Source organism: Streptomyces sp. MBT53 (assembly GCF_016654115.1).
Lineage (GTDB): Bacteria > Actinomycetota > Actinomycetes > Streptomycetales > Streptomycetaceae > Streptomyces.
In genome coordinates this window covers 88,592-114,771 of sequence record NZ_JAEQAZ010000017.1, presented here as the reverse complement: position 1 = coordinate 114,771, position 26,180 = coordinate 88,592, and the positions used below count along the sequence as shown (strand labels likewise).

Sequence of the window (26,180 nt, the reverse complement as noted above, 5' to 3'; positions counted from 1 at the left end):
CGACGGTCAGGGAGTCGACCTGGGGCAACGGCTCGGGGGCGAAGGGGAGTCGGGGGATGTCGGCGAGGCCTTCGGGGCGGGGTCGTACGGAGCCCTCGCGGGCGAAGCGGGCCATCGCCTTGAGGCCGGGCAGCGGGGCGGTGAGCCGGTCGTGGAAGGTCCGGGGCCAGACACGCCGCTCGCCGAGGGGGCGGGGCTCGGCGAGCGGCGGGGACGAGGGGACGAAGGGGGACAGGGGCGCCGTGCGGCCGGCGTCCGGGGTCGGCGTACTCGTCGTGGTCGACTCGGACTGCTGCGTCATCGAGGAGGCTCCCATCGCTGAGCGTCGTCGCGGAGATCGTCGAAGATCGACCTCAAGGACATCAACGCGCGTTGCACGTGTGGCAGTTCCAACGGCACGGGTGACATGAGGCATTCCGCGCGTTCCTCGTCGGTTCGGCCCAGCAGGGGTCCGGTGGACAGCCGTACCCGCAGCGCGCCCAGGTCGTCGCCGAAACGGTGACCGCCCGGCGCGGGCATCCCGAGCCGGGCGGTGAGGAACTCCTCCAGGTCCTGCGCGTCGCCGACTCCCTGCGGGGTGAGCGCGTGGCGCAACGGCCCGAGATCGACGTACAGATGACGTCCCGCCTGCGGCGGCCGGGCGAACGCGCCCGCCCCGGTGACGGCCGCGTGCGCGGCGGCGGCCACGCGCGCGTGCAGGCCTACGGCGGTGTCGCGGCGGGCGACGACCGGCGCGGGTTCGCCGAGGGCGTGGCCGGCCGCGGCGGCGACGGGTGCGGCGACGCGGGCGCCGAGTGCGGTGAGGACGTCGAGCACGCGCGCGTGGAGCGCGTTCCCGGCACGCCCTGCGGGGAAGCGGGCGACGGCGGCGGGCCAGCCGGACGGGAGGAGCGCGCCGGCCAGGTCGGTGACGACCGTGACCTTCTCGGGGAGCATCTCGGCGGGGCTGAGCAGCATGGTGCGCCGGGGCGCGTGCAGGGTGTCGCGCCAGGTCTCGTCGCTGACCAGGTGCAGGCCCTCGCCGGCGGCGGCCTCGACGGTCTCGTGCATGACCTCGGGCGGCACGACGGTGGCGGTGGGATCGTCGGCGACCGACAGCACCAACAGCCGGGGGTCACCGCCCTCGTCGCGGACCCTGCGCACGGTCTCCAGCAGGGCGTACGGGTCGGGCACCCCGCCGCACTCGGCCGGAGTGCCCACGTGGAACACGGGCCTGCCCAGCAGCCGGGCGTACGGCGCCCACCAGGCGGCACACGGTCTGGGCACCAGGACGTCACCGCCGAGCGCCGCGGTCAGCGCGACCAGCAGCGCGGGGGCGCCCGGGGCGGCGGCCACACGGGCGGGCTCGGCGGGCAGGCCCCGGCGTTCGAAGTAGCCGCTCGCTGCGTCGAGGAGTGCGGGGGCTCCGCCGACCGGCTGTTCCTCGGTGCGGCTCGCGGCGGCGGCGAGGACGGCGGCCAGTTCGGGCAGGACGGGCAGTCCGTCGTCGGGGAACACCGGCCCGTAGCGGACGGGTCCCTGGCCTACCGCGTCCGCCTGCCGCATGGTGCCTCCGCGCAGTCCCTGGTGCAGTTCCGTGCCGTGTCCTGGTCGTGCCCTCAGTGTCCCGGAGTCCGCCTGCGCAGCCGGTACACGGCACCGCCGAGCGCGCCCGCGATCAGCACACCACCGGCGACCAGCGCCGGCACGGAGTCGGTGAAGGTGCCGCCCTCCCCGGCCCGCACCCCGCGCTCGATCACGGCGGCACCGGCACAGGAGTCGGCCCGGGGTTCCTGACAAGGCCGCTGCCCGCCTCCGCCCCCACTGCCGCGTTCCACGCTGAAGGTCCCGCTCCAGGGCCTGCCCTGGCCGCCGGGCGGCGCCGGGCAGGTCCCGTCGACGGTCCACGCGGCGTCGCGCTCGACCCCGTCCGTGGAGATCCGCGCGGTCCCCCGGTAAGCGGTTCCGGTGGCCCGGTCGCCGTTGCCGGGCACACGTTGCAGCTGGACACTCCCGCCGTCGAAGGCCTGGGACGAGGCGTCCAGGGTCTCGGGCGCGATCCCCCCGACCACCTCGCAGGACACGGAGACGGTCACGTTCCCGCCCGCCTGCGCGGTACTCGGGCTGACCTCGGCGGCGGAATCGACGGCCAGAGCTGGACCGGCGACGCCGACCAGGGCGACGACGGACAGCACAAGGGCGGTGCGACGCATGAGCGGGTCTCCTTAGACCGAGGACGACGGCAACACCATCGAAGCCCGGTCAGGAGAGGGGCGCGCGCGGCGAGACCCGAGCGAGTGAACACCGGCCGAGCTCAGACAGGGGCGCGGGGCTGTGTCCATGTGCGGCTCCGCCGCGTGGGCGCGCCCAGCCCCCACCGGCCCGCAGCCGACAGACAACCCCTACGCGGCGTCCTCAAGAACCTCTTCCCGAATCCGCCGACAACACCGACTGATCAACCGGGACACATGCATCTGCGAAATCCCGAACTCCTCCGCGATCCGACTCTGCGTCATGTCCCCGAAGAACCGCAGGAACAAGATCTCCCGCTCCCGCGCGGACAACGCGGCAAGCCGAGGCCGCACAGCCTCCCGATCCACCACGACGTCCAACGCCGGATCAGCGGCCCCGAGCACGTCCCCCAACGCCCACCCGTCCCCACCGCCGGAGGCCTCCGCGTCCAACGACAACGCGCTGAAACTCTCCAGCGCCTCAAGCCCGGCCCGCACCTCCTCCTCGGAGAGGCACGCGTGCGCGGCGAGCTCCGCCACGGTCGGCCGCCGCCCCGGCACCGTCTGCGCCAGCTCCTGCCCGGCGACCCGCACCCGGTTCCGCAGTTCCTGCACCCGGCGCGGCACGTGCAGCGTCCACATGTGGTCGCGGAAGTGCCGTTTGATCTCGCCGGTGATGGTCGGCACGGCATAGCTCTCGAAGGCGTTGCCGCGCCCGGGGTCGTACCGGTCGACGGCCTTGACCAGGCCGAGGGCGGCGACCTGGCGTAAGTCCTCGGTGCTCTCGCCCCGGTTGCGGAACCGTCCGGCGAGCCGGTCGGCCATGGGCAGCCAGGCCTCCACGATGTGGTCGCGGACGGTGTCGTGCCGCGGTCCGGGCGGCAGCGCGACCAGCGTGCGGAACGCCTCCGCGGTGTCGGGGGCGTCCGGGTGGGAACGGCGTTGCGTGTGGGTTCGAGTGGGCATGGTGCGTCACAACTCCCTTGAGCATGCTCCGGGTTGGACGGTCACCGGTGGGAACGCGTCTGCGATCCAGCGCTGTCGGTTCGCCTGCCCCCGACCTCGGGGCACAAACACGCGTCAGTCCCGCTCGCGTGCCCCCTGCCGGGTGCGGCCGGGGGCCACGAGGCGTCGTGGATGGCGGCGCAGGTACTCGCCCTCCAGCCGGGCCATGCGGTCGTTGTGGGCGCGCAGCGCGTCGTTCGAGCCGTACAGCAGGGTGTCGTGGCGCGTGCGGTGGATGGTCTCCAGCTCCTTCATGAGCTGGGAGTCGTCCAGGCGCGCAGGGTCGACTCCGGTCATGGTGTGCCCCGCTCGTCGAGTCTCACGGTCCTGAGACCACTCTACGAACATTCGGGCCCCGCGGCCTCCGCACTGCACCGACCTATCGCGCGCGCTCCACCCGCCGCTCGTCCCACACGGGCTCGGTGCTCTCGCGGACCCTGCCGTCGCTGCCGAAGACGAGGTAGCGGTCGAAGGAGCGGGCGAACCAGCGGTCGTGCGTGACGGAGAGGACTGTGCCGTCGAAGGCCTCGAGGCCCTCCTGGAGGGCTTCGGCGGACTCCAGGTCGAGGTTGTCGGTGGGCTCGTCGAGGAGCAGGGCGGTGACACCCTGGAGTTCCAGGAGCAGGATCTGGAAGCGGGCCTGCTGGCCGCCGGAGAGCCGGTCGAAGCTCTGCTCGGCCTGGCCGGTCAGCTCGTAGCGGCGCAGCCGGGACATGGCGGGGCCCTGGGCCTGCGCGTGCTCCTTCCACAGGATGTCGAGGAGGGTGCGGCCCTGGAGTTCGGGGTGGGCGTGGGTCTGTGCGAAGTGGCCTGCCACGACGCGTGCGCCGAGCTTCCACTCCCCCGTGTGCTTCACGTCGTCGCCGGCGAGGAGGCGCAGGAAGTGCGACTTGCCCGAGCCGTTCGAGCCGAGGACGGCGACGCGTTCGCCGTAGAAGACCTCCAGGTCGAAGGGTTTCATCAGGCCCGTGAGTTCAAGTCCCTTGCAGGTGACGGCCCTTACTCCGGTGCGGCCGCCCTTGATGCGCATGGTGATGTCCTGCTCGCGGGGCGGCTCGGGGGGCGGGCCCGCCTCCTCGAACTTGCGCAGGCGGGTCTGGGCGGCCGCGTAGCGGGACGCCAACTCGTGGGAGATGGAGGCGGCCTGACGGAGGTTCAGGACGAGTTTCTTCAGCTGGGCGTGCTTCTCGTCCCAGCGGCGGCGCAGCTCCTCGAAGCGGGCGAAGCGTTCGCGCCGGGCCTCGTGGTAGGTGGCGAAGCCGGCGCCGTGCACCCAGGCGTCGGCGCCGGTCGGCGAGGGTTCCACGGAGACGATCTTCTCGGCGGCGCGGGCGAGGAGTTCGCGGTCGTGGGAGACGAACAGGACCGTCTTGCGGGTCTCCTTGAGTCGCTCCTCAAGCCACCGCTTGCCGGGCACGTCGAGGTAGTTGTCGGGCTCGTCGAGGAGCAGTACCTCTTCGCTCCCGCGCAGCAGCGCCTCCAGCACGAGCCGCTTCTGCTCACCGCCGGAGAGCGTGCTGACCTGCCGGAACTGCGCCTTGTCGTACGGCACTCCGAGCGCGGCCATGGTGCACATGTCCCAGAGGGTCTCGAACTCGTAGCCGTGCACCTCGGCCCAGTCGGACAGGGCCTGCGCATAGGCGAGTTGGGCCGCCTCGTCGTCGACGGTCATGATGCCGTGCTCGGCCTTGTCGACCTCCGCCGCGACCGCGCGGATGCGGGGCGGGGCGACCGAAACGAGCAGGTCCCGTACGGTGCTCCCGTCGCGTACGGAGCCCACGAACTGGCGCATCACGCCCAGGCCGCCGCTCACGGTGACGGTGCCGCCGTGCGGTTTCAGCTCGCCGGAGATCAGCCGGAGCAGGGTCGTCTTGCCGGCGCCGTTGGGCCCGACCAGGGCGACCACGGCGCCTTCGCCGACCCGGAAGGACACATCGCCGAGGAGCGGCCTCCCGTCGGGGAGGTAGTACTCGAGGTGTGCGGCTTCCAGATGTCCCATGACCACGCATTCTGTGGGGCGGCCTCGCGGCCGGGCAAACCCTTATTGTGCCCGCCGGGGCCTCGCTACGGCTTCTGGTCCTCGTCGAGCGGCTGTCCGGTCGGGCCCGCGTCCGTGTCCGGTCCGGCGGTGTCCATGGCGGCGCCCTGCCAGGACAGCACCTTCCAGCCGTCGGCCGGTGAGCCGTCCAGGATCACGATGCCGGTGTTGTCGAGGGGGCGGGCGGCGGCGAAGGACACGTCGACGTTGTCGGCGCGGGCGGCCGTCCACATCCGGATCGCGGCGCCGTGGCTGATCATGGCGACGGTGCCGGCGCCGCTGTCGGCGGCCTCGGCGATCACGCCGTCGTAGCGGGCGAGGGCCTCCACGCCGTTCTCGCCGCCGGGCATCCGCAACTCCGTGTCACCGGATGCCCACGCGAACACGATCCGCATGTACTCGTGGCCGGGTTCCCGGTCGCCGGGCAGCATCTCCAGGTCACCGGCGGTCAGCTCGCGGATGCCGTCCCGGACGCGCACGTCGAGGCCGCGGGCGGCGGCCAGCGGGGCCGCGGTGTGCTGGGTGCGGATCAGGGTGGAGGCGTAGAGGGCCTCGATGTCCTCGCCGGCCACGGCCTCGGGGAGGGCGGCGGCCTGGCGGCGGCCGAGGTCGGTCAGCTCCGCGCCGGGGATCGCCGTATCGAGGAGGAAGTCCACGTTGGCCGTGGTCTGGCCGTGGCGGATGAGGAGCAGGCGCATGCGGGGGTTCCTCCGATGAAACGGTCCGCCGACGGTTGGAACGGTCCACCGACGGCGGCATCGGCTCGCCGACGGTCCGCCGGGCAGCAAAACGGCCATTTCAGGGTACCCGGCACCGCATGAGCCCCGACGTCGACCTCACGGTCCCCCTTCCCGGCCGCCACGCCCTGCACGCATGGCTGCTCTCCCTGGACTCCCGTCTCTTCGAAACCGCGGCCGAGCGGAACTGGCCCGCCGGTGAACCGGTGCTGCCCAGGCTGAGCCGGAGTGCCAATCACGGCGTGCTGTGGTTCGCGACGGCCGCCGCCGTGGCCGCGAGCCGAACGCCGCGCGCCCGCCGGGCCGCCGCCCGGGGCCTCGCCTCGCTGAGCGTCGCCTCCCTCGCCATCAACACCCTCGGGAAGCGGAGCGTGCGCCGCCCCCGGCCCGTCCTGGACCCGGTCCCGCCGGGGCGCCGGCTGAAACGGCAGCCGATCACCACGTCGTTCCCGTCCGGTCACGCGGCGTCGGCGGCGGCCTTCGCGACCGGGGTGGCCCTGGAGTCGCCGGCCTGGGGGGCGGTGGTGGCGCCGATCGCGTTCTCGGTCGCCGTGTCCCGGGTCTACACCGGTGTGCACTTCCCGAGCGATGTATTGGCCGGGGCGGCGCTGGGAGCGTGTGCGGCGTTCGCGGTGCGCGGGATGGTGCCGACCCGCGGGCAGGTCGTGCCGCCGGCCCGTCCGCGCGCCGAGGTCCCGGCGCTGGAGGACGGCGAGGGCCTGGTCATGGTGGTCAACTCGGCGTCGGGCACCGCGGACAGGGCGGACGCGCTGACGGACCTCCTGCCCGGCACGGAGATCGTTGCCTGTCAACCGGCGGACATCCAGGCCGAGTTGGAGAAGGCGGCGGCCCGCGCCCGGGTCCTCGGGGTGTGCGGCGGCGACGGCACGGTGAACGCGGCGGCCGAGGTCGCCCTGCGCCACGGCCTGCCCCTCGCGGTCCTCCCCGGCGGCACCCTCAACCACTTCGCCTACGACCTCGGTGTGGAGGGCCCCCGGGACCTGAGCCGGGCGATCAAGCAGGGCGACGCCGTCCGCGTGGACGTCGGCCGCTTCAGCTCCGGCGCCACCCGGGGCATCTTCCTCAACACCCTGAGTCTGGGCGTCTATCCGGAGCTGGTGCGCGAGCGGGAGCGCTGGGCGCCCCGGATCGGCGGCTGGCCGGCGGGCGTGCTGGCGGCGCTGCGGGTGCTGCGCGCCGACCGGCATCCGCTGGAGGCCGAACTCGGCGGCCGCGTCCGCCCGTTGTGGCTGCTGTTCGCCGGCAACGGCACCTACCACCGGATGGGCATCGCCTCGGGCCGCCGGGTCGACCTGGCGGACGGACGCCTCGACGTACGGGTCGTGCACGGCGGCCGCAGGCCCGCACTACGACTCCTCGCCGCGGCCCTCGCCGGCCCCTTCTCCCGCTCTCCCGTCCACGCGGCGGTCCAGGTCCATCGCCTGCACCTGACCGGTCTCACGCCGGGCACGCTGCTCGCCTACGACGGTGAAGTCACGGACGTGGAAGGCGAGTTGACCTTGGAGGAGTTGCCCGAGGGGCTGACGGTGTACCGGCCGCTGACGGAGTCCCTGACCACCCGTCAGTCCACATCGTAAAACGCAGGTCTCATCATGCGACATGCGCGCGTACCGTTCTGCTTACGCCGAAGAAGACGCGAAGGGGTAGGTAGAGCCATGCCGAAACCGCAGGAGACCGCCGTCTACACGCACGGGCACCACGAGTCCGCGCTGCGTTCGCACCGTCAGCGGACCGCCGCCAACTCCGCCGCCTACCTGCTCGGTTCGCTCAAGCCGCACATGAAGATCCTGGACATCGGCTGCGGCCCGGGCACCATCACCGCCGACCTGGCGGCACTGGTCCCCGACGGCCATGTCACCGGTGTCGACCACGCCGCGGGCGTCCTGGAACCGGCCCGGGAGGTCGCCGCCGAACGCGGCCTGACCAACGTCGACTTCGCGGTCGCCGACGTCCACGCGCTGGACTACCCCGACAACACGTTCTGCGTGGTCCACGCCCATCAGGTGCTCCAGCACGTGGGCGATCCGGTGCAGGCGCTGCGGGAGATGGTGCGGGTGACCAAGCCTGGCGGGTTCATCGCCGCCCGCGACGGCGACTACGCGGTGATGACGTGGTACCCGCTGGTGCCGGGACTGGACGACTGGCTGGAGCTGTACCGGCGGGTGGCCCGCGCCAACGGGGGCGAGCCGGATGCCGGACGCCGTCTCAAATCGTGGGCCATGCAGGCGGGGCTGAACGACATCACGTCCACGTCGAGCACCTGGACGTTCCAGACTCCGGACGAGCGGACCTGGTGGAGCGGCCTGTGGGCGGACCGCACCGTCCAGTCGTCGTACGCGCGGATCGCGACCGAGGGCGGGCATGCGACCACCGGGCAACTGCATGCCATCGCGGACGCCTGGCGGGAGTGGGGAAAGCAGGACGACGGCTGGTTCGCCGTGCTGCACGGCGAGATCCTCTGCCGCAAGCCCGCCTGAGAACGACGCCGGCGACGCCGCCGGGCCGGGATTCGTCCGAAAGGATCACCTCGGCCCGGCCGTCCCAACTAGGCTCGTCCGTATGGACATTCTGGGAGCCACGCTGCGGATCTGCGTCGACGACCTGGAGACCGCCGTCCCCTTCTACGAACGCCTCACGGGTGCCTCGGCGCTCCGTTTCGAGCGCGGCGGGGTGTCGGTGGCCGCGGTCGGGTTCTTCCTGCTGATGAGCGGGCCCGAGGCGGAGTTGGAGGTGTTGCGCAAGGTCTCGGCGACCATCGCCGTCAAGGACGTCGACGAGGCGCACACACTCCTCACCGAACTCGGTGCCCGGGTCATTGCGGGCCCACTGGCAACACCGGTGGGGCGCAACCTGATCGCCGTGCATCCGGATGGAACGGTCTACGAGTACGTGGACCGGCGGGGCTGACGGCCGACCGCCGGTCCACGTCTCACCTCATCTCATCTCATCTCACCGCACCTCAGGGCGTCTCCGGCCGCATCCGGAAGTCGTAGCGCGTGGGCAGTGGTTCGTCGGTGAGGCGGGTCCAGAGCCGGCCGATCGACTCGGCTCCCTCGCGCAGGTCGGCGACCTCGAAGCCGTCGGCGAAGACCGCCCACGCGTCGTCGCGCCGCCCTTCCGCGAGCAGCAACTCGGCCTGGAGCAGCAGGAATCGGCCGCGTTCGCGGGTGGCGGGGTGCAGCATCTCCCAGACGGCGCGGGCGTCCGCGACCCGCCGTACCCGCAGCAGCGCCTCGACGGCCTCGCGGCCGAGCGCGGCCGTGGCGGCGGTCCAGCTCTCGCCGGCGTCGCGCCGCTCGTGGCAGAGGTCGGCGAAGGCCTCGGTGTAGCGGTCGGCGGCCCGTTCGTGGTTGCCCGACTCCTGGTCCGCGACGGCGAGACAGCGCAGCAACGGCCAGAGGGACGGGGCGAGTTCGATGGCCCGTTCCCAGCTGCGCACCGCCTGCGCCCGGTCGTCGGCGTGCCATTGGGCGACGCCGAGGTGGTACTCGGTGAGCGGGGTGGCGGGCGCCGTCTCCAGCATGTCCCGCCAGTGCGGGGCGACGAGCGTCTCGCCGGGCGGCCGGACCCGGCGCGGCTCTGGCAGCGCACCGCTGCGCAGCAGCGCCGCCCAGGGTGCCTGGGCCTCGCCGAGTGTGGACTCGTCGAAGGGGGTGCCGGGCAACTTCCAGTCGGTGCGCAGGACTTCGAGGGCACCCCAGCCGGAGCCGGTGGCGAGGATCTCGCCGGGTTCGGTGTCGGCGTACGGCTTCCAGGCGGCGTAGGCCGCGTCCAGGTCGGCGCGGGGCAGGGCGGTTTCGAGGCGGGCCTCGACCCCGTCCACAACGGCGGGCCACTCCCCCTCGGCGTCGACGTCGGCCTCGGCGTCGAGCGGACCGTAGGCCTCCAGCCAGGACACCTCGCTCTCCGGGTCGAGGCGTATGTGCTCCAACTGGGTACGGGCCAGGCCCGCTTGGATCTCGCAGTAGCCGCCCGTGCCCGGTTCGGTGAGCCACTCCTGCCAGCGGCGGCCGCCGCTGCCGGTGCCCCACACGAAGAGTTTGCGGCCCCGGAGTGCGTCGGTGGACGTGTGCACCAGACCGTGCCCGTCCTCGTCGAGCGCGGCGATCCAGCGGCGCCGCGCGTCCGGGATCTCGTAGAAGTAGTCGGCTGCGTAAGGGCTGTTGAGGGGATGGGACCGGTCCACTCCGTCGTACGACGGCACGGGCACCCGGCGCAGTCGCCGCTCGTAGCCGAAGTGCCAGGCCTCCGACGCCGGTGCGAGGACCCGGCGTTGCTCCGGTACCGCGATGTTGGACCACCAGTAGGTGGGCGCGGGTTTCTCGTGCGGGTTGCGGATGCGGACGCCGACGTGGAGGAAGTCGGAGCCGTCCGGGAGCCACAGGTCGACCTGGAACGGGAGGTCGCGCAGCCGTTCCCACTCCCACAGACGGAGCATCTCGCCGCCGTCGGGGGCGGGGACGCGGGCGGCGTGCAGGGGTGCGCAGGAGAGGGAGGTGTGGCCGGTGGCGCCGATGTTCCATTCGATGCCGCCGGAGAACCAGGCGCCGTTGAGGGCGAAGTTGGCGGGCTGCAACACCGGGTTGCGGTACAGGAGTTCACGGTCGGTGGGCTTGTGGACGAGGGACGCGATGCGGCCGCCGAGGGCGGGGAGGACGGTGGCGCGCAGCCGGTCGTTCTCGATCACCAGGGCGTCGATCCGGCGGGGTGCGCGGTCTCTGTCGTAGCCGTCGCGGACGCGGGTCGGCAGCAGGCTGCGGAGGGGTTCGTAGCCGATCTGGCGGGCCATGTCCCGGGGCAGGGCCTCGCGGTCCCGGTCGTCTATGCGGTGTGCCTCGTCGAGCGGACTCAGTGGGGGCAGCGGGTTGTCCGGACCCAACTCCGCGGTGGGCAGGGTCAGTACCTCACGTCGGATCGTCGTCACGATCACCATGGAACCCGGCAACGGGTGCGGTGGCCAGGGGCGCCGCCGGTCAGGATTCCGCAAAGGCGGGGCGCCGGAAATTCCGCGTGCGGTGCGTCCGGGTCGACGTAGAGTCGGGCGATCGACGGCACGGAGCGAGGAGTGGAACGGCGGATGAGCGAGCAGCACACGTACCGGGTGATCGTCCGGGGCACCTGGGACGGGCTGACGGACGAGGCGCGGCAGCGGCTGCTGGGCGAGGCGTCGGAGCACGGGATGCTGAGCATGCGGTTCACCGAGGAGGGCTCGCTCAGTTACGAACCGTCGCCGCTCAAGCACTTCTCGTGGCGGTATGTGGTGGTGTCGGACGCGGCGGACGGCGTGGAGATGGCGGCGGCGCTCGCGGAGGACCGCGCCGAGACCGCGCTGAAGGGCCTCGGCTACGGCTTCCGGGATCTGAGGTCGACGGTCACGGACCTGGACACGATGAAGGTCAACCGGAAGTCCGCATCTCGGCGGTGATCGCCCAGCGCTCGTGGTCGCGCCAGGCGCCGTCGATGTAGATCATCTTCGGCGAGAGGCCTTCGAGCCGGAATCCGCAGCTGCGGGCGAGCCCGATCGACCCGGCGTTGCCGGGCTGCACATTGATTTCGAGCCGGTGCAGCCGCATCGGCCCGAAGGCGTGGTCCACCACGAGGTTCATCCCCTCGCGCATCAGCCCGCGCCCGGCCGCGTGCGCGAAGGCGCCGTATCCCAGCGCACCGCACTGGAAGCCGCCCTGCACGATGTTGTTGATGTTGATGAACCCGGCGATGCCCCCGCCGTCCAGCTCGCACACCAGGAACCCGGCCTTGGTCGGATCCTGGATCAGCCGTCCCGCGTAGGCGGTGTACGCGTCCCCGCTCGCCGGCGGGAACAGCCACGGCTGGTGCAGATCCTTGCTCTCCCGGGCCCGCGCGGTGAACTCGGCGCCGTCCTCGTAGGTGAAGTGACGTATCCCCACGCGGGGGCCCTGGGCGAGATAACGGGAAGTGGCATGCGGCATCCCGTCACCCTAGTCAGGGTCGGCGGCGCCGGCGCATGAAATAGGCACCGCAGAGGGCGCCGATGATCGCCGTGGCCAGCAGTGCCATCCACAGCGGCATGGTGACCTCGGGGATCAGCAGGCGGATCTTCGTGTCGTGGGTGTTCTCGAAGATGAAGATCAGGGCCAGGACGGCGAGCAGCAGAACAGTGATCCGGGCGGGCGTCAGCAGCCGTTCCCGATGGCCGGTGCCGGTGCCGCTCTCGGTGGTCTTCGGGCTCATGTCTCCAGGGTGAGCCCGAATCGGCCATCACGCACGGTGAGACTCAGTCCGCGACGACCGGCAGCTCCAGCACCCCCGTGTCCCGCGGCGAGCTGACCACCGTGACCGGTTTGATCCCCCGGTTCCCGGTGTACGCGTCGTCGCTCGCCGCGATCACGAACCGCAGCCGGTGCCCCTTCGCGAACCGGTGCACGATCCCCGGCAGGGTGACCGTGAAGCTCTTCGTGACGTCCGGGATCCGGACCGGGGCGACCAGCCGGTGGACCAGGGTCGCGGTGCCGTCGGGCGCGAGATCGTAGAGCTTGGCGAAGAGGACGAGCTTGTCGGCGGCGTCGCCGGAGTTCTGGACGCGCCGCGCGGCCGAGGAGACGACCTTGAGGGTCGCCCTCGGGGCGCCCACCACGTCCGTCGTACGGTTCAGGGGTGGACCGGTCCAACCGAGGTAGGTGCCACGGGTGTCGTACGGCGCCGGGTCCGGCAGGCCGGTCATGGCGCTCAGCGAGTTCTCCGAATGGCTCGTGGGGACAGGCCCGTTGGTGTACTCGCGGCTGCCGCGCGCCACCTTCGCCCGGTCGTCCACCAGCTTGCCGTCGCCGGAGAGATACAACTTCTCGTCCAGTACGGGGAGTTGGCTCGCCATGGCGTAGGTGCGGGCCGGGTTCGTGAGCCAGTCGCGGTAGTAGGCGAAGGCCGGTCCGGTGTCCACGTTCGTCCGCCCGCGCAGATAGCGGTCGAACCAGGCCGCGATCCGCCGCCCGACATAGCTCGACTCCAACTTGCCCTGGCTCAGGTCGAGTTCACCGGCGGTCGACCCACCGCTGTGTCCCCAGGACTGCCAGATCATCTTCGTCGTGGTCCCCTGCGCCTTCAGCGTCTTGTACGTCGCCGTCGCCTCGTTGAGGTTGAACAGGCTGTCGGCCTGCCCCTGGACGAGGAGTGTCGGCGCCTCGACCCGGTTGAGATACGACACCGGTGAGACGCTGTGGGCGTAGCCGAGCACATCCGCCGTCGGTTTCGCCGGATAGCTCCCGGAGTTCAGCCTGCGGATCAGGGCGCAGGCCTTGCTGACGAAGTGCACGCAGGCGAGGGAGTTGATCCGGGTCGGGTCGAGGCCCGGCACGGTCAGGGGCTGGGTCTCGCCCATGAGGTAGAAGCCGTTGGTCCACTGCCACTTGAAGACTCCGGGCACGCTCCCACCGTTGTTGGGGTCGAGGGAGTAAGCCAGGTCGTGCCAGGTGACCATGGGGACCAGGGCGTCCACCCGGTGGTCCACGGCGGCCGTCGCCAACTGGACGGCGCCGCCGTACGATCCGCCGATCATCCCGACCCGGGGGTCCCCCTTCGCGTCGAGTGTCACGAAGTCCGCCCTGGTCCCGTCGTCCGCGGCACGTGTGCCCGCGAGGAAGTCGACCAGTCCCGACGCGGCCGCCGCGTCGATGTCCGGGTCGTCGAGCGAGATGAGGCACCCCGACTTGCCGAACCCGAGCCCGGAGTAGACGAGTCCGACATAACCGCGCCGCGCGAAGGTCTTGCCGATGGCGTCCGTGGACCCGTCGGACTTGCTGCCGCCGAAGCCGTTGGTCGCCAGTACGGCGGGCGCGGGATGGGCGCGGTCCACGCCCGCTGGCCGGTAGAGGTCGGCGTCGACCGCGCAGTCCCGGCCGCCCGCACGGACGGTGAACTTCAGTGCGGTGACGGTGTACTGGTCCGTGGCGGCGGCACGGCCGGCGAGGGCGAACGGGGCGGTGAGGGTGAGCGCGAGAGCAAGTGCGGTGCGGAGTCCGAGCACACGACGGGACAAAGGGGACCTCCACAGTGAGGACAACCCGGCGGAGAACAAAGGGAGTTTGCGGGCAGCGATACGACAGGCGGGTGGGCGGCTACCGCAGCGCGGGCTCGTCCAGCGTCAACGTGCCCGCGTCCGCGTCCAGTTCGGCCGCCACTCCGAGCGGTATCGTGAGCGCCCCCTCGCAGTGCCCGAACCCCAACTCCTCGACGACGGGCACCCCGAGCCCGCCCAGCCGGTCGACGAACACCGGGCGCAGCTTCTCGTAGGGTCCGCAGCCGGACCAGGAGCCGAGGGCGATGCCCGCGACCCCGTCCAGCCAGCCGCTGCGCAGGAGTTGGGTGAGCATCCGGTCGATGCGGTACGCCTGTTCGCCGACGTCCTCGATGACCAGCAGTCCGCCGCGCGCGCTCGCCGGTGCGTGCGGGGTGCCGAGGTCGGCGGCGAGCAGGGCCAGGCAGCCGCCGAGGGTGACGCCCCGGGCCCGCCCGGGCACCAGCGCACCGCCGCCCGCGGCGGCCCGGAGGGTCCGCACGGACTCCGGGTGGAACAGGGTCGCCCTCAAGTGCTCCTGCGTACGGGTGTTCTTGACGAAGTCGGCGCCGGCCGCTGCGGGCCCGTACAGGGTGACCAGGCCGAGCCGGGTGGCGAACGCCTGATGCAGCACGGTGGGGTCGCTGAAGCCGACGAACACCTTCGGTCCCGCGGCGCGCATCGCGTCCCAGTCGAGGAGGTCGACGATGCGCTGTACGCCGTAGCCGCCGCGGGCGCACAGGACGGCGGCCACGGACGGATCGCACCAGGCGTTCTGCAGATCGGCCGCGCGGTCCGCGTCCGTACCGGCCAGATAGCCCAACTCGCCGTGCCGGTCGAGGACATGGGGTGCGACGACGGGGTCGAGGTCCCAGCCGCGCAGGATGTCCAGGCCCGCCTCCAGCCGTTCCTCGGACACCGGCCCGCTGGGCGCGACGACGGCCACGCGGGCGCCGGGGGCGAGTCGGTAAGGGCGGACGAGTGCGGTCACTTGCTGAGCTCCAGGGTGGGGATGCCGGGCGGTTCGATGCCGAAGACCTGTGCGTACAGGGAGAGTTCGGCCTCCAGGGCGCGGATCATGGTGTCGGCGCGGCGGAATCCGTGGCCCTCGCCCTCGAACGCGAGGTAGGCGTGCGGTACTTGGCGTCCGCGCATCCGTTCCAGGAGGCGTTCGCACTGGACGGGCGGGCAGATCACGTCGGCCAGGCCCTGCAGCAGCAGGAAGGGTGCGGTGATGCGGTCGGCGTGCTCGACGGGTGAGCGCTCGGTGTAGCGGGCGGGCACGTCGGCGAGGGGTCCGACCAGGGTCTCCAGGTACCGGGACTCGAAGTCGTGGGTCTCCCCCGAGGCCCAGTTGGCCAGGTCGAGGACCGGATAGATGATGGTGCCGCAGGCGTAGACGTCGGTCGTCACCAGGGACGCGGCGCTGGTCCAGCCGCCCGCGCTGCCGCCCCGGACGGCGAGCCGGGCCCGGTCTGCGGTGCCTTCGTCGGCCAGGGCGAGGGCTACGGCGGCGCAGTCCTCCACATCGACGACGCCCCACTGTTCGCGCAGCCGGTTGCGGTACTCCCGGCCGTGCCCGGTGGAGCCGCCGTAGTTGACCTCGGCGACGCCGATGCCCCGGGAGGTGAAGTAGGCGATCTCCAGGTCGAGGACGAGCGGCGCCCGGCTGGTGGGTCCGCCGTGCGCCCAGATGACGTACGGAGGTAGTTCATTGCCTGGAGCGGTCCAACTCGGACTGTGCGGCGGGTAGATGTGGGCGTGGATGTCGCGTCCGGCGGGGCCGGTGAAGGTGCGGATCTGGGGTTCGGGATAGTGCGCGGGGTCCACCGGGTCGTCGTGGGGAGCGCCGATGACCCGTGCTCTGCCGATGCGGGTGTCGAGTTCGACGACCTCGTGGGCGCTGCGCGGGCTTGCGCCGACGCCGACGATCCGGTCGCCGTGCACCGCGAGCGTGGACGTGAACTCGGTCCAGGGACCGGCCGCGTCGACGACCTCGCCGGTCTCCGGGTCAAGGACGCCGAGCAGGGCGGCGCCCCGGCCGTGCACGACGGCGATCAGGCCGCTCTCCAGCGGTGCGAACCAGCGCTGGCCGAGCTTCCACAACGGCCCGCCGAACTCCTCCTCGCGCGGGCACACCGGCTCGTGGTCGCGGTACAGGTTCCACCAGCCGGTGCGGTCGCTCGCGTACAACAGCGAGCCGTCGAACCCCCAGTCGACCTGCGCGACCGACTCCTCGGGCCCACCGGCCACCACTCGCGGCTCACCGAACGTGCCGTCGTCCGCCACCTCGGCGAGCAGCAGCTCCGTGCCGTCCCACGGCATACGCGGATGGTCCCAGGCGAGCCAGGCTGCCTTCCGTCCGTCGGGCGAGACGCACGGCCCGGACACGAACCGGTGCCGGTCGTCGGTGAGTTCGCGTACGGCATGCCGGTCCTCGGCGGCGGACCGGTCCAACGGTACGGCGGCCAGGACGCGCCGCACATCACCGGGCCCCTCGCCGGTGAACTCCTCAAGAACGCACCACACTTCACCCAGGTCCGGGCGCACCCGCGGCTCCGCCCAGCGGAGTCCACCGCCCACGGGAGAGACCGGCGTCAGAGGCTCCGGTACGCTCCCCGGCTCGTAGCGGTAGAGGCGCTGGTCGGTGAAGTTGACGAACACCACGAGAGGTTGACCGTTGTGGACCGTTCCAGCCCAGGGCTGTCCGCCGTACTCCATGACGCGGCTGCGGACGTTCCAGGGCGCGGGCAGCACCGACTCCTGGGAGCCGTCCGCGCGCCGCCGCACCAGGGTGCGACGGCCTGCCTCGGTGGGCCGTGGTTCGGTCCACCAGACCTCGTCGCCGACGAACCCGACCCACTCGGGATGTCCGTCGTGGGCGGCGGCGAGCGCCGCGTCGATGGGCGAGGGCCACGAGCCGTACGCCAACGTCCGCATGTTGTCCCCCACTTGCTAGGCCGACCTCAGAAAGCGGTCCAGAACACGGACGCCGAAGTGGAGTGCTTCGACGGGAACCCGTTCGTCGACTCCGTGGAACAGCGCCTGGTAGTCGAAGCCCTCGGGGAGCTTCAGCGGTGCGAAGCCGTAGCCGGTGATGCCGAGGCGGGAGAACTGTTTGGCGTCGGTGCCGCCGGACATGCAGTACGGCACCACATGTCCCTCGGGCGCGAACTCCTCGACGGCGGCCCGCATTCGGGCGTACGTCGGGGAGTCGACCGGGGCCTGGAGGGCGACCTCTCGGTGGTGGAACTCCCAGTCGACGTCGGGTCCGGTGAGGCGGTCCAGGGTGGTGCGGAACTCGTCCTCGCCGCCCGGCAGATACCGTCCGTCGACGTGGGCCACGGCCTCGCCCGGGATCACGTTGACCTTGTAACCGGCGTTCAGCATGGTCGGGTTGGCGCTGTTGCGGACGACGGGCTCGACGAGTTTCGCCGCGGGTCCGAGCTTGGCCAGGAGGCCGTCCACGTCGTCGAGATCGGGGTCGATGCCGTACAGGGCGGCGAGTTCGGTGAGGGCCGCGCGGACGGTCGGGGTGAGCCGTAGCGGCCATGCGTGTTCGCCGATGCGGGTGATCGCGGCGGCGAGACGGGTCACCGCGTTCTGGTGGTTGACCTTGGAGCCGTGGCCGGCCCGGCCGTGCGCGGTCAACTTGAGCCAGGCGGTGCCGCGTTCGCCGGCGGCGATGGGGTAGATCTCCCGGCCGCCGCCGTCGTGGAAGGTGAACGCCCCTGATTCGCTGATGCCTTCGGTGCAGCCCTCGAAGAGCCCGGGGTGCCGGTCGGCGAGGAAGCCGGAGCCGTCCTCGGCGCTGGCCTCCTCGTCGGCGGTGAACGCGATGACGAGGTCGCGGCGCGGTCGTACGCCCGTTCTGGCCCAGGCGCGGACGACGGCGAGGATCATCGCGTCCATGTTCTTCATGTCGACCGCGCCGCGCCCCCACACGACGCCGTCGCGGATCTCGCCGGAGAAGGGGTGCACGGTCCAGTCCTCGGCCTGCGCCGGTACGACGTCGAGGTGACCGTGGACGAGCAGCGCGTCCGCCGAGGGGTCGGTGCCCTCGATGCGGGCGACGACGTTGGTGCGGCCCTTGGAGCGTTCCAAGAGGATGGGTTCGAGGCCCGCGCCGGCCAGTCGTTCGGCGGCGTACTCGGCGGCGGGGCGCTCCCGGCAGTCGCCGCCGCCCCGGTTGGTCGTGTCGATGCGGATGAGGTCCGAGGTGAAGGTGACGACCTCGTCCAGGGCCCGCGCGTCGATGTCAGCCATACTGCTCCTCCACCGCGGCCGAGACGATCGTGGTGACCGCCTTGAAGGTTCGGATCCCCTCGTACATGGTGTCGCCGGTGTACGCGACCTTCCGCTCCCCGACCCGCTCGACACCGGGCACGACGGTGGCGGCCATCGCGAGATGCTCGGCGTCGAATTCGAGGGCGACGGTGAACGGACCGCCCCGCACCGGTTCCTGACGGACCGCCAGCTTCGCCGCCTCCTTCGCCGCCGCGCGGATGTCGGCGGCCGTCCTGGCCGGTGTCCGGCACACGGCCGCGTACCGCGACACATGGTCCTTGACGGCGACCTTCAGTGCCCCGGGCGCGTACCCGAGGGCGTCCTCGCAGGCCACGTCGTCACCCGTGACAAGGATCACCGGTACCCCGTACTCGGCGACGACATGCGCGTTGAGCAGTCCCTCGCTCGCGCGGACGTCGTTCAGCCACACCCCGGTGATCGAGTTGGCGAGATAGGTGTGGGCGAGGACGCCCTCCATGCCGGCGCCCGCGTGGTAGCCGACGAACGCGATGCCGTCGACGTCGCCGTGCTGCACGCCCTCCACCATGGACAGCGACTTGTGCCGCCCGGTGAGCATCTGCGTCCGCTCGTCCAGCCGTTCAAGGAGCAGATTGCGCATCGTCCAGTGCGCCTCGTTGACGAGCACCTCGTCGGCTCCGCCGTCGTAGAAGCCGAGGACGGCGGCGTTCACGTCCGAGGTGAACAGCGAACGGCACCGCTCCCACTGCGGTGTCCCCGGCAACACGTCGGCGGGCCAGGTGACGCCGGTGGCACCCTCCATGTCGGCGCTGATGAGGATCTTCATGCTGCGTCACGTTACGCGCCGACGATGCGGCCCACCAGGAAGCGCCGCACCCCCTGGTGTCCCCACGCCAGGGTTATCCCCGACCTCGCCTCTGGGGCGCGGCACCCTGGACCGTTCCTAGAGTCCGCGTGCAGGTGACGGTCGAAGCCGCTCCATCCGCGAGCCGCTCGCCGTCTTCGGGGAACGCGAGGGAGACGACCATGGGACCGAACAATGCCGAACTGGCGCGGGTGTTCACCCGACGGCCCAAGAGCACCATCGCCGACGTGACGTTCGAAGCCAACGGGGAGATCGAGATCGTCCTGGAGGGGGAGTGCGGATCGACGCTCCTGGGGGGCGGCGGCAAGTACCGGGTGGAGATCCTCGTCCGTGACATCACCGCGAACGACAACATCCCCTTCAAGGTGGCAGGACCCACGAACGGCGCCTTCATGGACGCCACTTGGCCGCAGGAGGACCAGGCGTTCCTCTACACCGTGGAGCCGGCCGCGCTGGCGGGACGCGGTGGGCATCTGTGCCAGGTGTACGCCTACCTCCTCGTCGGTGTGCGGAACTTCGACGCCGACTTCAAGACCAGCGAGATGTTCCTGATCGAGCCGTAGGCACGAGGGCAGCGCTGTGGGCCGGCCCGGGGGATGCCCCGGGCCGGCGGGCTCTCAAGGTGCGGGAGCCAGGGCGGCGACGAGGCCCACGCGTGAGGTGAGGCCGAGCTTCGCGTAGATGTGCCCGAGGTGGTACTCGATGGTCTTGATGCTGAGGGCCAGCTCCCGGGCGATCTGCCGGTTGCTCAGGCCCTGGGCGGCGAGGTTGCCCACGGTGAGTTCCTGCGGGGTGAGCACCGAGTGGGAGGCGGTGCGCGGGCGGGCCGAGGCGCGTCCGCAGGCGGCGAGTTCCGTACGGCACTGCTCCAGGAAGGGCACGGCGTCCAGGCGGGTGAACGCGGCCCAGGCAACGTCGAGTTCGACGGCGGCGGCACCGCGCTTGGAGCCGCGGCGCAGGAACGCGCCGTAGGCGAGGTGCAGCAGTGCCCGCTCCCAGCAGGTGGTGTCCTGGCCGCAGTGGCGCAGTCCCGCCCGGAAGGCCCGCTCGGCGGCGTCGGTGTCGCCGCGCGCCCCTTCGACCATGCCGCGGCAGCGGGCGGCGGCGGCCATGTCGGGCCGGCGGCCACGGGCCTCGGCCAGCGTCTCGTACGGCACGAGCACCGCCTCGGCCTCGCGCGTACGGCCCGTGCGGACCAGGCCCTCGACGAGGAGGTGGCGCCACGGGAAGACCCCGGGTTCGTCGATGGCGTCGCGGTAGGCGAGTTCCGGGCCGAGCAGCGGACTCAGCGCCTCGACCACGCCCGCGTGGTCGCTCTCGGCGGCCCGCAGCAGGGCCAGCGCGCTCATCGCGTACGCCAGGTCGTTGGCGTCGGCGAGCCGGTTCGCGTACTCGATCGCACACCGCACGTGCTCCCGCGCGGCGGGGAAGTCGCCGCGGCCCGCGAGCGGGTACGCGGCGACCGCGTGGGCCAGGGCCAGCATCGACTTGTGGTCGGTGTCCTCGGCCAGGGACACGGCCTGGGTGCTGTGGGCGATGGCCTCGTCCCAGCGTCCGGCGCGGTACTCGGCGTCGGCGAGATAGCCCAGGGAGGGCGCGACCACCGACGGCAGACCGCCCTTGCGGTGCGCGGCGCAGGACTCGCTCAGGTCGCGGCAGGCGGCGTCGTACTCCCCGTTCCACATGCGCAGCGCGCCGCGCGCGAACAGTCCGTCGAGTTCCTTGGCGCCCGAGTAGGGGCCGTGTTCGGGCAGGTCCGCGACGGCTTTGAGCCCTTCGTCGAACCGTCCGGTCAGCGCGAGCGCGAGAGTGAGTTCGTCGCGCAGGAGCGAGGCCCGGTCGCCGGGTCCGGTGTCGAGTCCCCGGCGGGCCCAGCTGACCGCGCCGCGCGCGTCGCTCTGGATGAGACACAACCAGGCCATCTGTTCGGCGACGCAGCGCACGGTCTCCGGCTCGGTGTCGGCGCTCCGGCTGCGCCAGGCTGCGGTCAGTTCCCGGCGGGCCTCGTCCTGGCGGCCGGACTCCAGGGCGAGGCGTCCGAGCACGTACTGCTGCTGCGCGGTCCGCGGCAACGCCCGTACGGTGTCGGTGAGTTCGACGGCCTGGCCGACGTCTCCCGCGAGCAGGAGGTACTCCACCGCCTGGACGGTGCGTTCCTCGGCGCGGGTGCGGTCGGCGGTCAGTCGGGCACCCGACATGAGGTAGGCGGCAGCGGCCGACCAGGCGCCCTCGTCGGCCTGCCGGGCGGCGTACGCGGCCAGTTCGTCCGCGAGGCCCGCGTCGGGCTGGACGGCGGCGCGGGCCCGGTGGCGCAGCGCCTCGGCGGGTTCGTCCGCGAGCCGGGCCGCCGCCTCGTGCAGATGCGAGCGCCGGCGCGGCCCCAACCCCTGGTAGACGGCGGCCCGTTGGAGTGGATGGGCGAAGGTCGCGCGGGGCAGGTCCACGGCCGGTTCCTCGGCCAGTAGTCCGGCGGCCACCGCCTCCTCCAGGGCGTCCAGCGGGGTGGCCACCTCCCCGACCCGCGCGGCCTTGTGGAGCGGGCTGGACATACCGAGCACGCTGGCCGCGGCCACCAACCGCTGGGCGGGGAAGGTGCATGCGGCCAGTCCGTCGTTGACGAGGCGTGCGTAGCTGCGCGGGGCCGGCAGGGTCGCGTCGCTCGCCGCGAGGACGTCACGGGGGACCTGGTCGAGCAGGGCGCGGGTGTGCAGCGGGTTGCCGTGGGTGTGCGCCTGCAGCCGGGTGGCGGCCCGCCGCGAGAGCGGGGCCGTGCCCAACGCGCGGCCGAATTCGGCCAGTTCGTCGACGCCGAGTCCGTCCAGCGTCAGTTTGAGCGTGCTGTCCTCGGCCAGGACACGGCGCAGTCCGGCGGGCAGTCGCGGGTCGACGGTGTCGCGGGCCGCCAGCAGCGTCAGCACCCGGTCCACGCGCAGCCTGCGCAGAACGAAGGTGAGCGCGTGCAGCGAGGGTGTGTCGGCCCAGTTCATGTCGTCGATGACCAGGACGACCGGGGAACGGTCCTGGGCCCGGCCGAGGGCGTCGATGAGCGCGGAGCCGACGCCGATCGGATCCGGCAGTGCGGAGCCGGCCCGCCCGCAGCCGTTCAAGTCCCGCAGTGGGGCGTCCGGTTCGTCGGCGAGGCCCGCCACCAGCTGGGCCAGTACGCCGTACGGCAGATCCGCCTCGCCCTCCGAGCCGCTGGCCCGCAGCACCCGGTAGGCCGCCCCCAGATCCTTCAGGAACCTGCGCACCAGCGAGGTCTTGCCGATCCCCGCGGGTCCGTCGACGACCACGACCTGGGGTTCGCTGTGCCCGGCGCGGCGCAACCGGGCGGCCATCCGCGCGAGTTCGTCCTCACGGCCCAGAAACACCGTTTCGGGCATCCGTCCCGGCATGCGGATCCCTCCCCCTTGAGCACCGCGTCAACGGAAGAGTTCAGGCCACGAAGTCGCACTGCCACCAACGATTCGGACCGCGTCCCCCGACTTCACGATGCCGGGGTGGCCGGGCTTCTTCAAGCCAGTTCACGGACAGAACGGCGCACGGACGAGCGCCCCCGTGCACACCTGAAGCCCCAGCCACCGCAGGCGAATCGGCCAACTGCCGTACGGTCCGCCCGCCCCGACCGCGCGGTCGATCCGCCTCCTACCGCGCGGTCCACCCGCCGTCCACCGTGAGGGTCGTCCCAGTGACGAACCGCGAGGCGTCCGAGGCGAGGAAGACGGCGGCACCGCCGAGCTCCTCCACATCTCCCACACGGCCCAACGGCGTGCTGTCGACGATGCGTTCGCCCCAGCGGCTGGCCAGCAGCCCCGAACTGAGGTCGGTGTGGAAGTAGCCGGGCGCGAGGGCGTTGACCCGCACCCCGCGGTCGGCCCACTCGACGGCGAGGGACTTGGTCAGCGCCTCGACCCCGCCCTTGCTGGCCGCGTAGGCGGCGATCCGCTCGAAGCCGGTACGGGCGTGCACCGAGGAGACGTTGACGATCGAACCCGAACGCTGCTCCAGCATCACCTTCCCCGCCTCGCGGCAGCAGTAGAAGGTGCCCTGGAGATTGACGTCGATGACCTGCTGCCAGTCCTCGTCGGTGACGCGCTCGCTGCGGGTGAAGTGGGGACTCGTACCGGCGCAGTTGACGACCGCGTCGAGACGGCCGGTGCCGTCGATGATGCGCTCGACGACGGTCCGCACGACGGCGGAGTCGGCGACCGAGCCGGGCAGCACCAGCACCTTGCCGCCATGGGCGGCGAGTTCGGCCTCCAGACTCTCAAGGTCCGCCGCGGTACGGGCGGTTGCGGCCACGGTCGCCCCGGCCTGGGACAGCGCGACGGCGATCGCCCGCCCGAGCCCCTTCCCCGCACCCGTCACCCACACGGTCCGCCCGTCGAGCCGGAGTTGGGCATTCACGTCGTTCGCGTCGTTCACGTCCTTGGATTCCGCCATGGCTCAGCCCTCCGCGGGGATGTCGCGCAGGGTCCGCTTGAGGACCTTGCCGGACGGGGTACGGGGCAGCTCGTCGACGATGTCGAAGCGGGCCGGCACCTTGAACTTGGCGAGCCGGGCCCGGCAGAACTCCCTCAGTTCCTCCACGCCGGCGTCCTCGCCGGGCCTGAACACCACGAAGGCGCGCGGGACTTCACCCCACCGGGGGTGGTTGAGCCCGACCACGGCGGCCTCCAGAACGGCCGGGTGCTCGTACAGCACACGCTCCACCTCGGGCGTGGCGATGTTCTCTCCGCCCGAGACGATCATGTCCTTCTTCCGGTCGTCGATATAGAGGAAGCCGTCCTCGTCGACGTGCCCGATGTCACCGGTGTGGAACCAGCCGTCCCGCAGCGCGGCGGCCGTGGCCTTCTCATCCCTCCAATACCCGGCGAAGACCTTCGGCCCGCGCAGCGTGATCTCCCCGAGCTCACCGGCCGGAACCTCGACGCCCGTGTCGTCGACGATCCGCACGCGTGTCTGCGGCACGGGCCGCCCGACCGACCCGAGCTTGGACAGCGAGTGCTCGCGGTCGAGGAAGGTGTCACCGGAGACGGTCTCGGTCAGCCCGTAGGCGTCGGCGAACCAGGCGTTGGGGAACGCGGTCATGATGCGCCGCAGCACCGGTTCGGGTGTCTTCTCACCACCGCCGAGAATGAAACGCACCGAGCTGGTGTCGTACTCCCCACGATCCGGGACCTCAAGCACCGCGTTGACCATGGCGGGCGCCAGCCACACATTGGTGACCCGGTGTTTCTCGATCGCGTCCAGCACGCCCTGCGGGTCGAACTTCCGCTGAAGTACGACACTCCCGCCCGCGTGCAGCACCCCGAGGGCCGGCATGTCCAGCCCGCCCACGTGGTAGAGCGGCCCGCACACCAGCGTGGTGTCCGCCGCCGTAAGACCGAAGTGGACGATGTGCGCGAGGTTCTTCGCCTCAAGGTTCCCGTAGGTGATCCGAACGCCCTTGGGCCGTGAGGTGGTCCCCGAGGTGTACATGAGCCGCTGAAGATCGTCGAGTTCGACGTCCACGGGCTCCACCCGCTCCCCCTTGTGCCGGGCCAGCAACTCCTCGTAGTCGGTCCACGGCTCCTCGGAGGGCTCGCCCCCGCCGATCAGCACCCGGTGCTCCAGATCGGTCAGACACCCGGCGCTGCGCTCCACCGCCCGGACGAACTCCGGCTCGGTGACGATCACCTTGGCCTGGGCGTGCCCCAGGATGTACTGCCACTCCTCTTCCGAGAGGCGGTAGTTGAGCGGCAGGAAGACCGCGCCGAGCCGGTTGGTGGCGTACACCAGCTCCAGGAATTCGGGCTGGTTGTAGAGCAGCAGACCTACGACATCGCCGCGCCCGACGCCCAGCTCCGCCAGGCCGGCCGCCAACTGGTTCACCCGTTCATGCAGTTGACGGACGGTCAGAGAACGCTCGTCCTGGACGACGGCGACGGCCTCGGGCCGCTGCGCCAGGTGGTAATCGAGGATGCTCGCGAAATTGTGCACGGCTCACTCTCGCTCTGTGGTGTTCGGCGCTGAACACGGCTCGACCACGGCTCATGGGGCAAACCGGATCCCGACCGGTCGGTTGCCCACTCACATAATTTAGTGTACCCCTTGGTCTATAAAACCTATGAGCCGCACTTTACGACGGCACGTGCGCATCGACAACCACCCGGGCGCACGTGCCGCCGCTTCCGCCGCTTCCGCCGACGAGGAGGGTTCTACGTGCCACGCATCCGGCTCGACACCGACGGTCCGGTCGTCACGCTCCGCCTCGACAACCCGCCGATGAACGCCTTCGACTCCCTGCAGAGAGAGGAGCTGTCCGCCCGCGTACGCGAGCTGGCCGACTCCCCCTCGGTACGGGCCGTAGTCCTCTACGGCGGCGAACGGCTCTTCGCCGCGGGCGCCGACATCAAGGCCCTGGCCGCGATGGGCCCGGAGGAGATACGCGGCTGGAACCGCGCGTTGCAGCGCACTTTCGACGAGGTGGCGCGGTTGCCCATGCCGGTGATCGCGGCGGTCACCGGCTACGCGCTGGGCGGCGGCATGGAACTGGCCCTGGCCGCGGACTACCGGGTGGCGGCAGAGGACGCGATCTTCGCCCAGCCGGAGGTCCAGCTGGGCATCATGCCGGGTTCGGGCGGCACACAACGCCTCGCGCGTCTGATCGGCCCGTCCCGAGCGAAGAACCTCCTGATGACCGGCCGCAGAGTGAAGGCGGACGAGGCGCTACGGCTGGGGTTGGTGGACGAGGTCGTCCCGGTGGGCGATGCCTTGAAGGCCGCCCAGACCTACGCCCGCCAACTGTCCGAGGGCCCACCGGCCGCCCTGGAGGCGATCAAAGAGGCGGTGGACCACGGCACGGACGCGGGTATGTCGGCGGGCCTGGCTCTTGAACGCGCCTTGTTCACAGGGGTGTTCGGCACAGAGGACGCGACGACGGGCCTCCGCTCATTTCTCAACAGGCCTAAGAAGAGCGCCCCTTAAGGGGCGCGGGGAACTGCGCGACCAGCCCCCACCGGCCGGC

23 protein-coding genes and 1 pseudogene are annotated in these 26,180 nt (G+C 71.7%); 6 read left to right on the top strand and 18 right to left on the bottom strand.

Annotated features, from left to right (window positions below; genetic code table 11):
* The 7 genes and pseudogenes from JHN45_RS09575 to JHN45_RS09545 all read right to left on the bottom strand — a co-directional run.
* A pseudogene (locus JHN45_RS09575) lies at positions 1–301 on the bottom strand (hypothetical protein); the annotation flags it as partial.
* Positions 298–1,545, bottom strand: coding sequence for an aminotransferase class I/II-fold pyridoxal phosphate-dependent enzyme (locus tag JHN45_RS09570; protein ID WP_201048690.1), 1,248 nt, complete (start codon positions 1,543–1,545; stop codon positions 298–300). The gene JHN45_RS09570 and the pseudogene JHN45_RS09575, both read right to left, overlap by 4 nt.
* Before the next feature lie 53 nt (positions 1,546–1,598).
* Entirely contained in the window at positions 1,599–2,192 is a 594-nt protein-coding gene (locus tag JHN45_RS09565; RefSeq protein WP_201048689.1) for a hypothetical protein, read from the bottom strand.
* 189 nt (positions 2,193–2,381) lie between these two features.
* Positions 2,382–3,176, bottom strand: coding sequence for an RNA polymerase sigma factor SigF (locus tag JHN45_RS09560; protein ID WP_201048688.1), 795 nt, complete (start codon positions 3,174–3,176; stop codon positions 2,382–2,384).
* 114 nt (positions 3,177–3,290) lie between these two features.
* Positions 3,291–3,563: a DUF6158 family protein gene (locus tag JHN45_RS09555; protein ID WP_234469184.1), complete on the bottom strand. Its 273-nt coding sequence runs from the start codon at positions 3,561–3,563 to the stop codon at positions 3,291–3,293.
* 31 nt (positions 3,564–3,594) lie between these two features.
* Positions 3,595–5,214 (bottom strand): ABC-F family ATP-binding cassette domain-containing protein, encoded by a 1,620-nt coding sequence (locus JHN45_RS09550; RefSeq protein WP_201048687.1) that lies wholly within the window; start codon positions 5,212–5,214, stop codon positions 3,595–3,597.
* 65 nt (positions 5,215–5,279) lie between these two features.
* A complete protein-coding gene (locus JHN45_RS09545; protein ID WP_200715085.1) occupies positions 5,280–5,951 on the bottom strand; it encodes a histidine phosphatase family protein in 672 nt (223 codons plus the stop codon).
* A gap of 119 nt (positions 5,952–6,070) precedes the next feature.
* Between JHN45_RS09545 and JHN45_RS09540 the strand changes: the two genes are divergently transcribed.
* The 3 genes from JHN45_RS09540 (at position 6,071) to JHN45_RS09530 (ending at position 8,918) form a co-directional block, all read left to right on the top strand.
* A complete protein-coding gene (locus JHN45_RS09540; protein WP_201048686.1) occupies positions 6,071–7,588 on the top strand; it encodes a bifunctional phosphatase PAP2/diacylglycerol kinase family protein in 1,518 nt (505 codons plus the stop codon).
* A 78-nt stretch (positions 7,589–7,666) separates the two neighbouring features.
* Entirely contained in the window at positions 7,667–8,488 is an 822-nt protein-coding gene (locus JHN45_RS09535; protein ID WP_201048685.1) for a class I SAM-dependent methyltransferase, read from the top strand.
* Between the two features lie 82 nt (positions 8,489–8,570).
* Complete coding sequence (locus JHN45_RS09530; protein WP_200715082.1) at positions 8,571–8,918, top strand: VOC family protein; 348 nt, start codon at positions 8,571–8,573, stop codon at positions 8,916–8,918.
* Between the two features lie 52 nt (positions 8,919–8,970).
* Here JHN45_RS09530 and JHN45_RS09525 read toward each other — a convergent pair whose 3' ends face one another.
* Positions 8,971–10,944, bottom strand: coding sequence for a DUF5107 domain-containing protein (locus tag JHN45_RS09525; protein WP_201048684.1), 1,974 nt, complete (start codon positions 10,942–10,944; stop codon positions 8,971–8,973).
* A gap of 144 nt (positions 10,945–11,088) precedes the next feature.
* Here JHN45_RS09525 and JHN45_RS09520 point away from each other — a divergent pair, with 144 nt between their 5' ends.
* Positions 11,089–11,436 carry a DUF6204 family protein gene (locus JHN45_RS09520; RefSeq protein ID WP_200715080.1) on the top strand — a complete coding sequence of 116 codons (348 nt, stop codon included), beginning with the start codon at positions 11,089–11,091 and terminating at the stop codon, positions 11,434–11,436.
* On the opposite strand, the gene JHN45_RS09515 is transcribed toward JHN45_RS09520, so the two are convergent.
* From JHN45_RS09515 to JHN45_RS09485, 7 genes are all read right to left on the bottom strand, one after another.
* Positions 11,408–11,959 carry a GNAT family N-acetyltransferase gene (locus JHN45_RS09515; protein WP_201048683.1) on the bottom strand — a complete coding sequence of 184 codons (552 nt, stop codon included), beginning with the start codon at positions 11,957–11,959 and terminating at the stop codon, positions 11,408–11,410. The two genes, JHN45_RS09520 and JHN45_RS09515, sit on opposite strands and share 29 nt — an antisense overlap.
* Positions 11,960–11,972: 13 nt before the next feature.
* On the bottom strand, positions 11,973–12,221 hold the full coding sequence (locus JHN45_RS09510; RefSeq protein ID WP_200715078.1) for a LapA family protein: 249 nt from the start codon (positions 12,219–12,221) through the stop codon (positions 11,973–11,975).
* Between the two features lie 43 nt (positions 12,222–12,264).
* A complete protein-coding gene (locus JHN45_RS09505; RefSeq protein ID WP_201048682.1) occupies positions 12,265–14,022 on the bottom strand; it encodes a CocE/NonD family hydrolase in 1,758 nt (585 codons plus the stop codon).
* 79 nt (positions 14,023–14,101) lie between these two features.
* Complete coding sequence (locus JHN45_RS09500) at positions 14,102–15,031, bottom strand: LD-carboxypeptidase (RefSeq protein WP_201048681.1); 930 nt, start codon at positions 15,029–15,031, stop codon at positions 14,102–14,104.
* Entirely contained in the window at positions 15,028–16,980 is a 1,953-nt protein-coding gene (locus JHN45_RS09495) for a prolyl oligopeptidase family serine peptidase (RefSeq protein WP_201048680.1), read from the bottom strand. The genes JHN45_RS09500 and JHN45_RS09495 overlap by 4 nt, the downstream gene beginning before the upstream one ends.
* 15 nt (positions 16,981–16,995) lie before the next feature.
* The gene (locus JHN45_RS09490) at positions 16,996–18,306 is read right to left on the bottom strand and encodes a M20/M25/M40 family metallo-hydrolase (protein ID WP_201048679.1); all 1,311 of its coding nucleotides are present in this window, start codon (positions 18,304–18,306) and stop codon (positions 16,996–16,998) included.
* Complete coding sequence (locus JHN45_RS09485) at positions 18,299–19,132, bottom strand: M55 family metallopeptidase (protein ID WP_093630121.1); 834 nt, start codon at positions 19,130–19,132, stop codon at positions 18,299–18,301. Before JHN45_RS09485 ends, JHN45_RS09490 begins: the two co-directional genes overlap by 8 nt.
* Before the next feature lie 200 nt (positions 19,133–19,332).
* Between JHN45_RS09485 and JHN45_RS09480 the strand changes: the two genes are divergently transcribed.
* Positions 19,333–19,734: a hypothetical protein gene (locus tag JHN45_RS09480; RefSeq protein ID WP_201048678.1), complete on the top strand. Its 402-nt coding sequence runs from the start codon at positions 19,333–19,335 to the stop codon at positions 19,732–19,734.
* A gap of 54 nt (positions 19,735–19,788) precedes the next feature.
* Here JHN45_RS09480 and JHN45_RS09475 read toward each other — a convergent pair whose 3' ends face one another.
* The 3 genes from JHN45_RS09475 to JHN45_RS09465 all read right to left on the bottom strand — a co-directional run bounded on the left by JHN45_RS09475 (position 19,789) and on the right by JHN45_RS09465 (position 25,153).
* Entirely contained in the window at positions 19,789–22,566 is a 2,778-nt protein-coding gene (locus tag JHN45_RS09475; protein ID WP_201048677.1) for an AAA family ATPase, read from the bottom strand.
* 250 nt (positions 22,567–22,816) lie between these two features.
* Positions 22,817–23,614 (bottom strand): SDR family NAD(P)-dependent oxidoreductase, encoded by a 798-nt coding sequence (locus JHN45_RS09470; protein ID WP_201048676.1) that lies wholly within the window; start codon positions 23,612–23,614, stop codon positions 22,817–22,819.
* 3 nt (positions 23,615–23,617) lie between these two features.
* Positions 23,618–25,153 carry a long-chain fatty acid--CoA ligase gene (locus tag JHN45_RS09465; RefSeq protein WP_200711518.1) on the bottom strand — a complete coding sequence of 512 codons (1,536 nt, stop codon included), beginning with the start codon at positions 25,151–25,153 and terminating at the stop codon, positions 23,618–23,620.
* Between the two features lie 222 nt (positions 25,154–25,375).
* Here JHN45_RS09465 and JHN45_RS09460 point away from each other — a divergent pair, with 222 nt between their 5' ends.
* Positions 25,376–26,140 carry an enoyl-CoA hydratase-related protein gene (locus tag JHN45_RS09460; protein ID WP_307783063.1) on the top strand — a complete coding sequence of 255 codons (765 nt, stop codon included), beginning with the start codon at positions 25,376–25,378 and terminating at the stop codon, positions 26,138–26,140.
* Positions 26,141–26,180 lie beyond the last annotated feature (40 nt).

What these genes read in the sequence shown, in the direction of transcription:
- JHN45_RS09520 (WP_200715080.1), top strand. Translation starts at nt 11,089, where the DNA reads ATGAGCGAGCAGCACACGTACCGGGTGATCGTCCGGGGCACCTGGGAC.
- JHN45_RS09475 (WP_201048677.1), bottom strand. Translation starts at nt 22,566, where the DNA reads ATGCCGGGACGGATGCCCGAAACGGTGTTTCTGGGCCGTGAGGACGAA.
- JHN45_RS09570 (WP_201048690.1), bottom strand. Translation starts at nt 1,545, where the DNA reads ATGCGGCAGGCGGACGCGGTAGGCCAGGGACCCGTCCGCTACGGGCCG.
- JHN45_RS09480 (WP_201048678.1), top strand. Translation starts at nt 19,333, where the DNA reads ATGGGACCGAACAATGCCGAACTGGCGCGGGTGTTCACCCGACGGCCC.
- JHN45_RS09560 (WP_201048688.1), bottom strand. Translation starts at nt 3,176, where the DNA reads ATGCCCACTCGAACCCACACGCAACGCCGTTCCCACCCGGACGCCCCC.
- JHN45_RS09530 (WP_200715082.1), top strand. Translation starts at nt 8,571, where the DNA reads ATGGACATTCTGGGAGCCACGCTGCGGATCTGCGTCGACGACCTGGAG.
- JHN45_RS09565 (WP_201048689.1), bottom strand. Translation starts at nt 2,192, where the DNA reads ATGCGTCGCACCGCCCTTGTGCTGTCCGTCGTCGCCCTGGTCGGCGTC.
- JHN45_RS09550 (WP_201048687.1), bottom strand. Translation starts at nt 5,214, where the DNA reads ATGGGACATCTGGAAGCCGCACACCTCGAGTACTACCTCCCCGACGGG.
- JHN45_RS09510 (WP_200715078.1), bottom strand. Translation starts at nt 12,221, where the DNA reads ATGAGCCCGAAGACCACCGAGAGCGGCACCGGCACCGGCCATCGGGAA.
- JHN45_RS09515 (WP_201048683.1), bottom strand. Translation starts at nt 11,959, where the DNA reads ATGCCGCATGCCACTTCCCGTTATCTCGCCCAGGGCCCCCGCGTGGGG.
- JHN45_RS09545 (WP_200715085.1), bottom strand. Translation starts at nt 5,951, where the DNA reads ATGCGCCTGCTCCTCATCCGCCACGGCCAGACCACGGCCAACGTGGAC.
- JHN45_RS09525 (WP_201048684.1), bottom strand. Translation starts at nt 10,944, where the DNA reads ATGGTGATCGTGACGACGATCCGACGTGAGGTACTGACCCTGCCCACC.
- JHN45_RS09470 (WP_201048676.1), bottom strand. Translation starts at nt 23,614, where the DNA reads ATGGCGGAATCCAAGGACGTGAACGACGCGAACGACGTGAATGCCCAA.
- JHN45_RS09555 (WP_234469184.1), bottom strand. Translation starts at nt 3,563, where the DNA reads ATGTTCGTAGAGTGGTCTCAGGACCGTGAGACTCGACGAGCGGGGCAC.
- JHN45_RS09540 (WP_201048686.1), top strand. Translation starts at nt 6,071, where the DNA reads ATGAGCCCCGACGTCGACCTCACGGTCCCCCTTCCCGGCCGCCACGCC.
- JHN45_RS09485 (WP_093630121.1), bottom strand. Translation starts at nt 19,132, where the DNA reads ATGAAGATCCTCATCAGCGCCGACATGGAGGGTGCCACCGGCGTCACC.
- JHN45_RS09490 (WP_201048679.1), bottom strand. Translation starts at nt 18,306, where the DNA reads ATGGCTGACATCGACGCGCGGGCCCTGGACGAGGTCGTCACCTTCACC.
- JHN45_RS09495 (WP_201048680.1), bottom strand. Translation starts at nt 16,980, where the DNA reads ATGCGGACGTTGGCGTACGGCTCGTGGCCCTCGCCCATCGACGCGGCG.
- JHN45_RS09535 (WP_201048685.1), top strand. Translation starts at nt 7,667, where the DNA reads ATGCCGAAACCGCAGGAGACCGCCGTCTACACGCACGGGCACCACGAG.